Raw genomic sequence first — 13,466 nt, 5'->3', positions numbered from 1 at the left:
GTGCAATTAACCAGTTTTACAGACTTTGGCCTAAGGGCTCTCATGTATCTGGCTATGCTGCCGCCCGGAGAGTTGACCAGTATTACAGTGGTCACAGAAAAATATGGGGTGTCTCGAAATCATATGGTGAAAATCATCCACCGTATGAGTCAGGCAGGCTACGTAGAAGCCGTCCGTGGAAAAAATGGCGGGATACGATTAGGCAAACCAGCAGCATCAATTGTCATTGGCGAAGTGATCAGAGCGCTCGAACCTCTGCATCTTGTCAATTGTGGTGAAGACAACTGTCATATCACCCCCGCTTGTCGTCTAAAAGATGCACTCGCGAATGCGATGCAGGCATTTCTTGCAGAAATGGACAACCACACACTTCACGATTTGGTGGCAGGAAATAACAGCCTACACCGCCTTCTTATCCCTGTTCGCCCGGCTTAACAAGCGTTTTAGTAACTTGTCGTCATTTTTTTGTGGCAATTCTGCTGGGCACCCATTTTCTTTTATTTTAAGCGATATACTTGAAAACAAGTGTCGCTAACGGGAATCCTATATGTCTCAGGACAAAAACCTACATGGCAACGATCCGCATTTGGTTCGTGAAGCAGAAAAATATGACAATCCGGTACCAAGCCGCGAGCACCTACTAGAAGTTATTAAAGGGTTCAGCACACCGGTCAATCGCGACCAGCTTTTTGACGTGTTGGGCTTAAAATCAGACGAAGAGTATGAAGGTCTACGTCGCCGCCTTCGCGCCATGGAGCGTGATGGGCAGCTTATCTTTACCCGTCGCCAATGCTACGCCTTACCAGAACGACTGGATTTGGTGAAAGGCACAGTGATCGGCCACCGTGATGGTTTTGGTTTCTTACGCCCAGAAGGGAAAGGCAACCGCGAAGATTGGCTATTGCCGCACCACCAGATGAAAAGCGTTATGCATGGCGACTTCATTCTTGCTCAGCCTGCAGGTACCGATAAGCGTGGCCGTAAAGAAGCACGTGTTGTGCGTGTACTTGAAGAACGCAAAGGCCAAATCGTTGGTCGTTTCTTCCTGGAAGATGGCAACGCATACGTGGTGCCGGATGACTCACGTTTAAGCCAAGACATCATTATTCCTAAAGAGGATCGCAAAGGTGCTCGCATGGGCAATGTTGTGGTGGTGGAAGTCTTCCAACGCGCAACACGCCAGCAAGGAGCAGTGGGTCGTATCGTAGAAGTACTTGGTGAGAACATGGCACCCGGTATGGAAATTGAAATTGCGCTGCGTAGCCATGACATTCCCAACGTGTGGCCAAAAGACGTTGAAAAGCAGATCAAAGGTCTGACGGAAGAAGTGCCTGAAGAGGCGAAAGTCGGCCGCGTAGATTTACGTGAATTGCCATTGGTGACCATCGATGGTGAAGACGCACGTGACTTTGATGATGCCGTCTATTGTGAGAAGAAAAAATCAGGTGGTTGGCGTCTATGGGTTGCCATCGCAGATGTCAGCTACTACGTGCGTCCAGATTCAGCGCTAGACAAAGAAGCCATCAACCGTGGTAATTCGGTGTACTTCCCGTCGCAAGTTATTCCAATGCTGCCTGAAGTGCTATCTAACGGTTTGTGTTCTTTGAACCCGCAGGTCGATCGTCTGTGTATGGTTTGTGAAATGACCATCTCTGAGTCAGGCAACCTTTCAGGCTACAAGCACTATGAAGCCGTGATGAACTCGCACGCGCGTCTGACGTACACCAAAGTGGCGCAGATGCTGGATGGCGATGAAGAACTTCGCGATCGCTACGCACCGTTGGTGCCGCATCTCGAAGAATTGAACAAAATGTTCAAAGTGCTGAAAGGTGCGCGCGAGCAACGTGGTGCGATTGAATTTGAAACCGTAGAAACCAAGTTCATTTTCAATGCGATGCGCAAAATTGAGCGCATCGTCCCTGTAGAACGTAACGATGCGCACAAGATCATCGAAGAATGTATGATTTTGGCTAACGTCGCATCTGCACGTTTTGTTGAAAAACATAAAGAAGCTGCGCTTTATCGTGTGCACGAAGCACCTGGTGAAGAGCGTCTTACTGGCTTTAAAGACTTCTTGGGTGAAATGGGTCTGTCACTCAATGGTGGTTTGTCACCATCACCAACAGACTACGCGCAACTGGCACACTTAATTCAAAGTCGCCCAGATCGCGAATTGATCCAAACCATGCTGCTTCGTTCAATGAAGCAGGCGGTATATCAAGCGGACAACCAAGGTCACTTTGGTTTGGCGTTGAAGCAGTATGCCCACTTCACCTCGCCAATTCGTCGTTACCCTGATTTGCTGTTGCACCGCGCGATTAAATACCTTGTTGCCAAGCAAGAAGGCCGCAACACCGATCGCTGGACACCAACCGGTGGCTTCCATTATTCATTCGATGACATGGATGTGATGGGCGAGCAGTGCTCGATGACAGAACGTCGTGCAGATGATGCAACACGTGACGTGTCGGATTGGCTAAAGTGTGAGTACATGCAAGACCACGTTGGCGATACCCTTGAGGGCACCATCGCAAACGTAACGGGATTCGGTTTCTTTGTGCGCTTGAATGAGCTTCACATTGATGGCCTTGTCCATATTTCGAACCTAGACAATGACTACTATAACTACGACATGGTGGGTCAAAAGCTAGTAGGCGAGAGCTCTGGTCGTGTTTTCCAACTTGGCGATCAGGTCTCGGTCAAAGTATTATCCGTCAACCTTGATGAAAGGATGATCGACTTCGAACTGGAAGGTACAACGCGTAAACCGCGTGGTGCAGGTAAAACAGCGCGCAACAATGCCAAGAAAGGCCGTGCCGAGTCAGGTAAAAAACCTGAGTCAGGCAAAGAGCGCGGGTCTGTCCGTCAGCAATTAAAACGTGGATCTATTCCTAAAGCCGCAGGCGACGACAAAGCGTCTGACGGTAAAGGAAAGAGAAAAGGAAAACCACATCGCAAAGGTTCATCTGTGAATAATGGTCCTTCCGCAGATAAACCCACTGACGGCGCTCCAGCGAAGAAAAAGAGCAAGACTCAGAAGGCGCGCAAGAAAAAAGCGCAACGAAGCAAACCCGCGAAAGCCGGCAATTAAAAGAAGTAACTCATGAGCAATGAAATGATTTATGGCATTCATGCCGTCAAAGCCGTGTTGGCATCTGATCCTGCACGCTTTATCGAAGTTTATGTTCTAAAAGGTCGTGAAGACGATCGTTTACTGCCCGTGCTGAAGGAATTGGCTGAGCTTGGCATCACCACACAAGAAATGGGACGCAAGGCGTTGGATGATAAAGCTGATGGCGCGTCGCATCAGGGATTGATTGCACGTGTTAAGCAAGGTCGTCAGTACAACGAAAATGACCTTGATGCGATTCTAGAAGGCAAAGAGACCCCATTACTGTTGGTACTGGATGGCGTAACTGATCCACATAACCTAGGTGCTTGTCTGCGTAACGCAGATGCAGCAGGTGCGTGTGCGATTATCGTTCCTAAAGACCGTTCAGCACCACTGAGTGCAACCGTGCGTAAAGTGGCTGTGGGTGCGGCTGAAATTGTGCCATTGGTTCGTGTGACCAACCTTGCTCGCACGATGCGTGCACTGCAAGAGAAAGGCGTTTGGTTTGTAGGCACGGCAGGCGAAGCTACGCATGACATTTACCAAAGCAAAATGACAGGTCCACTGGCGATCGTCATGGGTGCAGAAGGCGACGGTATGCGTCGCCTAACGCGTGAAACCTGTGACGAACTGATCAGCATTCCAATGGCTGGCAGCGTGTCGAGTCTGAACGTGTCTGTCGCAAGCGGTATCTGCTTGTTTGAAGCAGTGCGTCAGCGTCGCGGTTAAATACACTGGTGTTGAACGTTAAAAAGGAGCCAGATGGCTCCTTTTTTTATGCAATGTCTCGGTACGCAAGGGTTTTAAATTCTTCAAAAGTCTCACATTGAGCTAGCCCTTTCCCTGCTTTGTGGTTTACCAATGTAAGAAACAAATCATAGAGTCCCATTGCTTCTTCGTAATCGTGTTTACTCAGTGCCATAAAGAAGATCAAATACGCTTTTTCTCCGTTCCCCCAGTCGATGCCTCTTGGTGCTGCGACGGTATAAACCATAGAGCGTTTTGCGAAAAGCTCGATGGAGTGGGGCAGGGCAATGTGATCCCCCATCATGGTAGACACAATCACTTCACGTTCTTTCAATGATTCGCCATACCCCGCTTCTACTAATCCATGATATTCCAACTGTGAACAAACCATATCAAACAGTGAAGACTGGTCGATGGAATCGTCGATATACAGAAACTGGTCAGCAGAAAAGTATTTTTCAAGCATGTAAGGGCCCGTTCGGTCAACAAGCACTAATTTACCAAGCTCTTCCAGTTGATGCTGCGTGGGAAAAGGATCTAGGGTAAATACTGGAATGCTTGAAGCAACATTAGGCGATGTCGATATCAACATATCTACTTGGGATAGCGACAGGTTCTCCAATGCTTTTTCAGAATGAATCGCTTGAAGTTGTAGTAAGGGATAATGACGCCGAATGATGGCCTCTAACCCACGGGAAGCCGCATTTCCAGCATCGCAGAACAAAAGGGCTTTTGGAGCGCGTTGATTCAAGCAATGGTTTCGCTCTAAGCCGACACCAACGTGGATAACGAGATATCCAATTTCATGCTGCGTCATACAGTAGCCCGTTTCGCGTATCCAATCGGCAATCGCGGCGAGTGTAATGTCATAGGCTAATGGGTAGTGCTGCTTAATGTGTTCGGCAAGAGGGTTTACGGTAGCAACATGGTGCTTCACGCGAATGATCATATTGCTGATATGCGTTTTTAGATCTTTCTTTAGCTGTTCATCATCGCGGATGTCGTAGGGATAGTGCTGATGCACATAATTCAATATGTGGCTGACCAGCTCCTCTGCTTCGCTCACAACCCGTGTGCTGAGTTGGTATTGATTGGCAGTAATCCTTGCCTGTACATGCACCGCTAGCGCAGCGATTTCATGTTCATTTGCAGGGATCAACATAGGTAAAACCTCAAACATTGCCAACGCAATAGGCTGAATGTCTTCGATCACATCTTCTTTCGGAAACGCTGATAATCCTTGGTCTGCCACTAATCGTTGTAAAGCAACTGCTGCATAGATTGCTAACCACTGCAGCCCATCATCATTGATATACAAGTTTTTTGCTGACAGGACTTCACGAAAACTAGAAGCAAATACTCGTTGTGTTTTCGTAGGAAACAATGTGCCAATGAGGCCTCTAGTTCGGTGAGATTCTTTCTGCTCGACATAGATTATTTGAGCCAATCTCGCGCGAATCGCTGTTTCATTTCCAACAATGCGCATGCCTAATCGAGGTTTGCTTTCGATGTGCAAACCAAATGCAGATAGCTGTCCTCTCACATCTGCCATGTCACCTTGAACAGCTGTTCGGCTGAGGCTCCATGTGTCCGCTAAATCGTCAAGTTTAACCCAGTCGTCTGAGGTCAATAGCAGAACCTGAATCTGCATTATGCGCTCTTTACTTGTACGAGGTGCAGGGTCTGAATCTCGTACGGTTTGTTGAAATTCGGCAAAGGCTGTTTGGTTATAAATTTTGAGTTGATACCCTGCGCCGCGCTGGTGGATCAAATGGGCACCATGATTAACCATGACATTGTTCAGCGTGGCGACATCAGTACGAACGGTACGGGTCGAAACCGTCAGTTTCTGTGCTATCTCTTCTTGAGTTAATGGTGTGTGTAGTACTGCGTCGAGTAAACGAATCAGGCGAGGGTGAGGGAGTTTGGACATGTTTGGACGTTTCCTATTGCTTCACTGTTTAGGTGCCGAGTACCTTTACTCACATGATGGTGAGCAAAAAAGTACTCGGCAACACGACGTCGACATGCCCCTTGCGCACGCGTAGTGCGCCGCCATTGGAATCAGCGGGAAAGCAGACGTTTAGTGATTTCTAACAGTGTTTTTACATCTTCAGGACGAGTTTCACCGGTGGAAGAGTCGATGATTGAGCTATAGATGTGAGGTATAACCTTCTCCACGCCTGCATCCAAAGCAATTCGCAATATTTCCTCAAAGTTTGCAAGGTCTATCCCACCCGTTGGCTCCAACCAAAAACCATTGCGAGCACATGCCTTTGCAACTTCCTCATATTCATCGCGTGATTCGAGACCACCCATAGGGAAGTATTTAACAGAGCTGCAACCCATGTCTTGAAGCATAGCGATAGCGGTATCCACAGGAACGATGGCGTCAGCCATGTCAGCGGATTTAGGGCCAGTAGATATTTTCACCATACCCACGGTGCCCGTTGGCGAAATCAAGCCATTCACGACTGTTTCGTTTTGGCCTAGCGCGTTACGGCTTTTTCCTACACCAGTAAATACTTGGTTGACATGCTGAGGCTGAAGAATTCCCGCCAGTTCTGTGACCATATCAGATTGCTTTGGATCACCGGCACCCAGGCCAATAGAGAGGGCATTGCCAATTTTTTCTGCACACGCTTTCATGTCTTCAACAGCGCTTGGTACATCAGGGTAGTTCTTTGAAAGCATACCAACCAGCACATGGCCTTCTGATGCATCGAACACTTCAACTGCGTTTTGATGAGAGCCTGCCAATACATTCAAACAAACACGGTCAGCATAATATTTAGGGCTAAGAGACATGGTGTTACTCCTGATTTAGTTCGGTCATGGCAGCAAGAACTTGTTGTAGTTGTTCTTGAGAGACACTGCGCACGTCAAATTCGATAGAGCCTTCATTGGCTTTGTATGCGCGGCAGTACACCGCGGGATTACCGTTTTGTAGTTTGGTGACAGCATCTTTCGCTGAGAGGCCAAATACGTCGGCATCAAAACTCACTTCTGCACGGGCGATATCACGCCCTGCACTGTCCCACACCACGCGAGACTGAATACCTGGCAAGGCGTTTAGGCCGTTAATGAACGGGGCCATTTTCTCCACCATTGCGGTGCCGCTTTCTTGTTGGCGTTCCAAGTACAGTTCAATGGCGTGAGTGAGGCCGAGAATGCCTTCTTTACCGACTTTCATTGCGCGGCCAATACCAGCTGTTTGCTGTTTAACCCATTCCACGTACTCGTGCTTTCCGAGCACCAAGCCGCTGGTTGGGCCTTCAATGGCTTTTGCACCACTGTAAATAACCAAGTCAGCACCTTGTTGGTAGTAAAGGCGCAGGTCTTCTTCGGCGGCGGCATCCACAATCAAAGGCACGTTATGGGCCTTGGCAACGGCTGCAGCATCTTCCACTGTCAGCATGCTTTTTTGCACACAATGGTGAGATTTGATGTAAAGAATGGCGGCGGTGTTTGCGTTGATGGCGGCACCCAGTTGCGCGGCACTGCATTCATTTGACCAACCCGCTTCAACGATACGACCTCCACCTAAGTTGATCATGGTGCCAACTGGCGCGCCGTAGTTCACGTTATGGCCTTTCGGAATAACGATCTCAGTCGGCACATCATGGGCATGAGCATGCAAGTGTTCTAGACGATATGCATTGCCACGGACAATCATGGCAGCCACACTTTGTGCGATGCCAGCAGATGCGCTAGACACGACCACGGCATTTTCAACGTCCAGCAAACGTGCGATGTACTCGCCACTTTTGTTCACCAGATCTTTCATTTCAAAGTAGTTGTTTAGGCCAAAGCAGACGGTTTCTTCAACTTCAGGTAGCGGCGTAGATACGCCTAACGCGGTCATGCGGCCAGAAGCGTTGATGACATGCTTAAGATTGTATTTTTCAAGAATGGAAGACATGGTGAGTGTGTCCTCTGTCAGTCAATGTAAGGTTACCGCCAACGATTGCCGCCAACGGAGCGAAACGTTGTTCGCCAGTTCGTGTGTCGCCTTCGGTATCAGTGAAAGTGACGGGGGTCTGTTCGATTTCGTATAGCGTCAAATCTGCATCGCAACCAATGGCAATTTGGCCTTTGGTTTCTAAGCGAAGAGCTTTTGCGATATTCGCCGTGACGCGTTCGATGATTTGTTCGTGGCTCAAACCTAGGGTGAAGAACATCGACATTAAATGCGCCAGCCCGAATACAGGCCCGTTGATGCGGTTCTTGCAATAAATGTCTGAGCTGATGGTGTCTGGCAGAATGCCTTGTTCGATGGATTGCTCTGCCACACTGAAACTAAAGCTTGCGCTACCGTGGCCGATGTCGAGCAACATGCCGCGTTCCATCGCATCTTTGACTGCGCTGCGAAGCTTTCCTTCTGGGGTCAAAATACGGTTTGGCTTGCCGTTAAAGCAATGCGTCAGGATATCGCCTTTACCCAGAAGGACGGTAATGTCTTCAAGCGTTGGAGGCGCATTCCCCACATGCACCATCAGAGGCAAACAACCACAGTCATGTTGAAGCTGTTTGGCTGACTTCAAGGGAGCTAAACCGTTCTCGCCGATCACGCTGCCGCTCATGCGCGCTTTTAGACCGACGACGAATTCTGGGTGGCGTTCCACCGCTTGTTTAGCAAGGGGAAGGTCAATGTCATTCTTGTCAGCGAGTTCATTTTGACGAAGTAAACCAATGCGAGAAATGTTCAGCAAGGCACGGACTTCGGTTTGACAGGCTTTGGCTAATTCAGCGAAGTCATCGACATCATCAGCGCCCGTGCTGCCGGCATCAATCACGGTAGTTACACCACCGGTCACGCCAATGGCATCAGGTGCATCGTTATAAATTGGCGAATTTGGGTAGCAATGGGTATGGCCATCAATCCAGCCTGCGCTGACGAAAACCTGGCTATCAAGGGTCATCGTGCGGGTTGCGGTGACATCGGTGATGGTGCCAAGTGCAGCAATTTTGCCGTCTTTGATGGCAATGTCGGTCATCTCACCGGAAACCAATTTTGCGTTTTTTATTAGGACGTCGTACATAGCGGGTGTCTCGATAACCCCGCCCTAAGGCGGGGTGAAAAATATTATAGAGCGATTGGGAACATAGTGCCGAGTGCCATTGCGCCAAGGATTGCGCCACCCGTGATGGGTTTGCCCCACACATAGAAAATCAGTGAGCCAATCAAAGAACCAATACCGATTGGAATCGATGCACCCATGGCAGACAGAATAATTAGAGGGCCAAGGAAGCGACCTGAGTTGTTACCCGCGCCCATCATGACGTCTGCACCGTAAGTGGAGTCGCTTTGGTTAATCGTGAACTTACGCGCCAGAATGATGAGGCCGCCGATGGCTAATCCTGCCACCATGCCGGTGATCAATGATGCGGTGAAGTTTTCCACTGGGTAAACAATGCCAGCACCAAGCAAAAGAGCAGGAATACCTAAGCCCACACCGGTTTGGATGGCACCACCGATATCCAAAATACCGACCAGCGACCCTTCAATGATGCGTGCAAACAAGAAGCTTGCGCCGAAGGCTGCCACAGCGCCGTATGCACCGGTGTCCATGCCTGCGCGGAACATAGAAACGAATGCGACTTCGTTAAACGCGCCAACGCCGTGAAGGTAGTACATGTGGGTACCTGCGAAGACACCCGAGGACAGCAGACCAACAAAGATTGGGAATGACCAGTCTGCGTACCAGAAATTGTTTCTCATTTTTTCATCCATGGTAAGACCCCTTATTTACCGCTCATCATGAGATGGATGTTTTCAAGCCACATCGGTACTTGCATGTGGAAAGACTCGATTAGTTGCATGTCGAAACCGCGGAAGAATGCGCTCAGAGCGAACAGCGCAATGATGGCGCCCATCATGATCTTGGTGACTTTATTCCAACCACTCTCTTCTACGCCTTTACCGATCAAGATACCCAAAACCAGACCTGGTACTGCGTTACCCATGATCATTTGTGCAAGACCACCAAAGATGGTTGCCCAGAAGCCTGACTTTTTGCCTGCTTCAATGGCGGCTAGCCAGAAAATAACCGGCATGACGGTATTAACCAGCAGGTTTGCAGCGGGAACCAGTACTTTTACGGCGGTAACCTGAAGCGCAGCAGGCACGGCGGCTGCGGTAGAGTTAAGGAAGGCAACGACAATTGCACCGATGATGGCACAGGCAATGCCCATACGTTTCGGATCGTGCAAGGTGGTCGCCAGATCGCGGTTTTTAATCATCAACGCCGCGGCACCCCAGTTAGGAAGAATGCGGTGGTCAACGTCTTGGGTGAATGCACCTGCTGCAACCGTGGATGCCCACGCGTTAAAGAAGAAACCAAGCCCAAAAGAGAAATGCGAAGCAGGATCGCCCTCACAGGAGTTCAGCTCACCTAGAGTTCGAAATGCACCCATACCTTGAATGGTGGGGGCGTGGAACATGCGGGCGGCACCAACGCCGACACCGATACCGACTAAGCCACCGATGATGATGGACTTAAATAAAATGACAGAGAACATGTCAGTTATCCTTTGAGTGACTTGTTAGCGTTTGAAGTCGACCTGCTCCACATCAATGTGGGTAAGGCTGACTGTTACCTCTAGCTTTACGCAGTATTGGCGTCGCTCTCTGGGTAAGAAGAAGAAAAGGAATTTCTCTGTTCTTACCTTTTCTTCTGCTTCCAGCACCTTGACGTCCAAAGGCTCAATGCGGAGGAGAACTTTTTGGTTGTTCTTGAGCAACGTGGGTTGAATCTGGCTCAAAGCAGCAGCAAATGCCTGCTGCTTTGTTTCGCCTTTACCGCTGACAACGACGTCAGTGGTCAGCTGTTCTTTCATGCACTGATACCGTGTTTGGCCATGAATGCTTTGACGAGTTTCTCGCCTAATTCTTCTTTGTCATTGAAACCAAAGCCTAGAACCACGCAACCATCATTGATTGCTGTAATGCCTTCTTCGACTGAGCGCATGCCATAGCGGCATTTGTAGCCATACTTTGTTTGTGCTGTGATTGCACCAGCACCACCGCTGCCGCAAAACGAAATACCCATTTGCGCTTCTTGTTGGTTCATGATGTCGCCCAGCTTCATGTCTGCCGCCATACCTGGAATAACGGTGACTTGTGCGCCTGCAGTTTCTGCTCCTGCGCCAACTTTCTGGCCTTTACCCATGCGATCGCCGATAACAAGTTTTAGTACTGACATGCTTATTCTCCTTTGGCCGTGCTTAATTCGTTTTCTTTTGCCACTTCGAAGTGGACTGATAAAAGATGTGCTTCTTCATATGCGAGGTTGTGTAGCCAGCTACAGGTTTGTTCTGCCAGCGTCAGCGAAAGCGCTGAAATTTCCTCAAACATTTCCAGCTCTAGCTCAGGCAGTGTTTCACCACTTTGAGAGCGCCAGACCATGGCTTTAATGTGCGTTGCGAGCATTTTCTGTTGCAGCTCATCTGGGTAGATGTTGTGTTCGCCTAGCAGAGTGATCGCGCGTTCAGTAATGGATGTGCCTTCTTCTACAATGAGCGCATCATCCGGGTGTAACGATGTAGAGGTTTGCAAGAGTGTCTCTCCAGACGTTGTTGCGTTGAGTGAAAGATAAGTCGTAAGGAATCGTCGGAGGAGAGCCACTTTTTCCGTTTGGAAATGGAAATGAGTGGAAATGCCGACAGAATGGGCAGGTTTATGTGACCGTGAGCTTGTAAATGAGAGAGTGACAACCAGAAAAGCGTGATGGGGGTAACTTCATGTCTGGTTATATCTTCTGATGCGGAATCTGCGTGCCATCACAAAAGTGATTTCAGCTGGAAAATATGCGCAGCTTAGAGGCTCGTTTTCTCAATTGAGTTTGGGGTGCGAATAGTGATTGCTATTAACGATGCAATTCTGTACTATCCTGCCTCCAAATTCCCAGTCTTTTACTTTCGTTCCTTGCTTCCTTTGGACGACTGGGCCAACACCGGAAGCTGAATAATCCGTAAGGAGCAACCTATGCGTCATTACGAAATCGTATTCATGGTGCACCCTGATCAAAGCGAGCAAGTTGCTGGCATGATCGAGCGTTACACTGGTTCTATCAAAGAGTCAGGTGGTCAGATCCACCGTCTAGAAGACTGGGGTCGTCGTCAACTGGCTTACCCAATCAACAAACTGCACAAAGCTCACTACGTTCTTATGAACGTTGAAGCTGACCAAGCAGTAGTTGATGAGCTGGAAACCGCTTTCCGCTTCAACGACGCTGTGATCCGTAACATGGTCATGCGTACCAAAGGCGCTATCACTGAGCCATCTGTAATGATGAAGGCTAAAGAAGAGCGCGCACCTCGTCGTGAAGAACGTGCAGAAGCACAATCTGAAGACGAAGCAGCAGCAGAGTAATTTGATTTGATGACCAATCGGATTGAGCTTGCAGGCGTTATCGCTCAAGGCCCGATTCGAAAGCAGAGTCCTGCCGGCATACAGCATTGTCACTTTGTGATAGAGCACCGTTCGGAACAACAGGAAGCTGCACTGCAAAGGCAGGTGTATTGCCGTTTACCGGTAGTCATTAGCGGGCAGGGGTCGCAATACCAAACTCAGCATTTAGCTTTAGGCAGTCACATTAAGGTCGGCGGGTTTCTCGCTTACCAAACCAGCCGTAACGGCCAAGGTAAATTAGTGTTACATGCCGATGAAATTATAGATATTTAGATCAGGAGATTGCCCATGGCACGTTTCTTCCGTCGTCGTAAATTCTGCCGTTTCACTGCAGAAGGCGTACAAGAGATCGATTACAAAGACGTAGCGACTCTTAAAAACTACATCACTGAAGCTGGCAAAATCGTACCTAGCCGTATCACTGGTACTCGTGCTAAGTACCAGCGTCAGCTGGCTCGCGCTATCAAGCGTTCACGTTACCTAGCCCTGCTGCCGTACACTGACAAACATCAGTAATCGGCACTGCCAATTTTAAGAGGATTAGATAATGCAAGTTATTCTGCTTGATAAAATCGGTAACCTGGGTTCACTAGGTGATCAAGTAGCAGTTAAGTCTGGCTACGCTCGTAACTTCCTTATCCCACAAGGTAAGGCTGTTATGGCAACTAAAGCAAACGTTGAGCATTTCGAAGCTCGTCGTGCTGAGCTTGAAGCAAAAGTTGCTGAGACTCTAGCTGCTGCTGGTGCTCGCGCTGAGCAAGTTGAAGCTCTAGAAGCGGTTGTTATCGCGTCTAAAGCTGGTGACGAAGGTAAACTATTCGGTTCTATCGGTACTCGTGACATCGCAGATGCAGTTTCTGCAGCTGGTGTTAAAGTAACGAAGAGCGAAGTTCGCCTGCCAGAAGGTGCACTACGTAACGTTGGCGAATACGAAATCAGTCTGCAACTGCACTCTGAAGTATTTGCTACCGTTAAAGTAAGCGTTGTTGCTGAGTAATTCAGACACACGTAAGCTTTGAAAAAACCGGCCTCAGGGCCGGTTTTTTTGTGTCTGAAAAACAAGAGCTGTCCTAGGAAGAGCAGGTCCTAGTTCCTAGAAAACGAAAAAGAGAAAAGCGTTGCGAGAGAGAAAGAAGATGACTTGACGCTGTTACGCATTTGATTTTTACTCTGCCAAATCTCAAATCTCAAATC

The 13,466-nt window shown here is 48.8% G+C and carries 16 protein-coding genes; 7 read left to right on the top strand and 9 right to left on the bottom strand.

The annotated features are described in order from the left end of the window. From nsrR to rlmB, 3 genes are all read left to right on the top strand, one after another. A complete protein-coding gene (gene nsrR / locus BCT27_RS16355) occupies positions 1–435 on the top strand; it encodes a nitric oxide-sensing transcriptional repressor NsrR (RefSeq protein WP_026024963.1) in 435 nt (144 codons plus the stop codon). Between the two features lie 112 nt (positions 436–547). Further along, positions 548–3,091 (top strand): ribonuclease R, encoded by a 2,544-nt coding sequence (gene rnr, locus BCT27_RS16350; RefSeq protein WP_102396270.1) that lies wholly within the window; start codon positions 548–550, stop codon positions 3,089–3,091. Positions 3,092–3,103: 12 nt separating this feature from the next. Further along, positions 3,104–3,841, top strand: a complete 738-nt coding sequence (gene rlmB, locus BCT27_RS16345; RefSeq protein ID WP_074927455.1) for a 23S rRNA (guanosine(2251)-2'-O)-methyltransferase RlmB — start codon at positions 3,104–3,106, stop codon at positions 3,839–3,841. Between the two features lie 46 nt (positions 3,842–3,887). On the opposite strand, the gene BCT27_RS16340 is transcribed toward rlmB, so the two are convergent. The 9 genes from BCT27_RS16340 to BCT27_RS16300 form a co-directional block, all read right to left on the bottom strand. Then, a complete protein-coding gene (locus BCT27_RS16340) occupies positions 3,888–5,792 on the bottom strand; it encodes a BglG family transcription antiterminator (protein WP_102396269.1) in 1,905 nt (634 codons plus the stop codon). 131 nt (positions 5,793–5,923) lie between these two features. Next, positions 5,924–6,667 (bottom strand): 2-dehydro-3-deoxy-phosphogluconate aldolase, encoded by a 744-nt coding sequence (dagF, locus tag BCT27_RS16335; protein WP_102316348.1) that lies wholly within the window; start codon positions 6,665–6,667, stop codon positions 5,924–5,926. Between the two features lie 4 nt (positions 6,668–6,671). Beyond that, complete coding sequence (locus tag BCT27_RS16330) at positions 6,672–7,781, bottom strand: DgaE family pyridoxal phosphate-dependent ammonia lyase (protein WP_102396268.1); 1,110 nt, start codon at positions 7,779–7,781, stop codon at positions 6,672–6,674. Beyond that, a complete protein-coding gene (locus BCT27_RS16325; protein WP_102396267.1) occupies positions 7,765–8,901 on the bottom strand; it encodes an amidohydrolase/deacetylase family metallohydrolase in 1,137 nt (378 codons plus the stop codon). Before BCT27_RS16325 ends, BCT27_RS16330 begins: the two co-directional genes overlap by 17 nt. 44 nt (positions 8,902–8,945) lie before the next feature. Then, positions 8,946–9,593, bottom strand: a complete 648-nt coding sequence (locus BCT27_RS16320) for a DUF4310 family protein (RefSeq protein WP_017012409.1) — start codon at positions 9,591–9,593, stop codon at positions 8,946–8,948. Positions 9,594–9,604: 11 nt separating this feature from the next. Beyond that, positions 9,605–10,381 (bottom strand): DUF4311 domain-containing protein, encoded by a 777-nt coding sequence (locus tag BCT27_RS16315; RefSeq protein ID WP_102316345.1) that lies wholly within the window; start codon positions 10,379–10,381, stop codon positions 9,605–9,607. Between the two features lie 24 nt (positions 10,382–10,405). Then, positions 10,406–10,699 carry a DUF4312 family protein gene (locus BCT27_RS16310; RefSeq protein WP_017012407.1) on the bottom strand — a complete coding sequence of 98 codons (294 nt, stop codon included), beginning with the start codon at positions 10,697–10,699 and terminating at the stop codon, positions 10,406–10,408. Further along, complete coding sequence (locus tag BCT27_RS16305; RefSeq protein ID WP_102316344.1) at positions 10,696–11,064, bottom strand: SFCGS family glycine-rich protein; 369 nt, start codon at positions 11,062–11,064, stop codon at positions 10,696–10,698. Before BCT27_RS16305 ends, BCT27_RS16310 begins: the two co-directional genes overlap by 4 nt. Before the next feature lie 2 nt (positions 11,065–11,066). Continuing rightward, the gene (locus BCT27_RS16300) at positions 11,067–11,417 is read right to left on the bottom strand and encodes a transcriptional regulator (protein WP_102396266.1); all 351 of its coding nucleotides are present in this window, start codon (positions 11,415–11,417) and stop codon (positions 11,067–11,069) included. A gap of 429 nt (positions 11,418–11,846) precedes the next feature. Here BCT27_RS16300 and rpsF point away from each other — a divergent pair, with 429 nt between their 5' ends. Genes rpsF through rplI form a run of 4 tightly spaced genes read left to right on the top strand, consistent with a single transcriptional unit; the run spans position 11,847 to position 13,269 of the window. Next, positions 11,847–12,233, top strand: a complete 387-nt coding sequence (gene rpsF / locus BCT27_RS16295; protein ID WP_017012404.1) for a 30S ribosomal protein S6 — start codon at positions 11,847–11,849, stop codon at positions 12,231–12,233. A gap of 9 nt (positions 12,234–12,242) precedes the next feature. Next, positions 12,243–12,545: a primosomal replication protein N gene (gene priB / locus BCT27_RS16290; protein ID WP_017012403.1), complete on the top strand. Its 303-nt coding sequence runs from the start codon at positions 12,243–12,245 to the stop codon at positions 12,543–12,545. 15 nt (positions 12,546–12,560) lie between these two features. Continuing rightward, positions 12,561–12,788, top strand: a complete 228-nt coding sequence (gene rpsR / locus BCT27_RS16285) for a 30S ribosomal protein S18 (protein WP_002539422.1) — start codon at positions 12,561–12,563, stop codon at positions 12,786–12,788. Positions 12,789–12,819: 31 nt separating this feature from the next. Further along, entirely contained in the window at positions 12,820–13,269 is a 450-nt protein-coding gene (rplI, locus tag BCT27_RS16280) for a 50S ribosomal protein L9 (RefSeq protein ID WP_017012402.1), read from the top strand. The last annotated feature ends 197 nt before the right edge of the window (positions 13,270–13,466 follow it).

It is taken from the genome of Enterovibrio norvegicus, from assembly GCF_002876705.1.
Taxonomy (GTDB): domain Bacteria; phylum Pseudomonadota; class Gammaproteobacteria; order Enterobacterales; family Vibrionaceae; genus Enterovibrio; species Enterovibrio norvegicus_B.
This window is presented reverse-complemented; position numbering and strand designations above follow the sequence as displayed.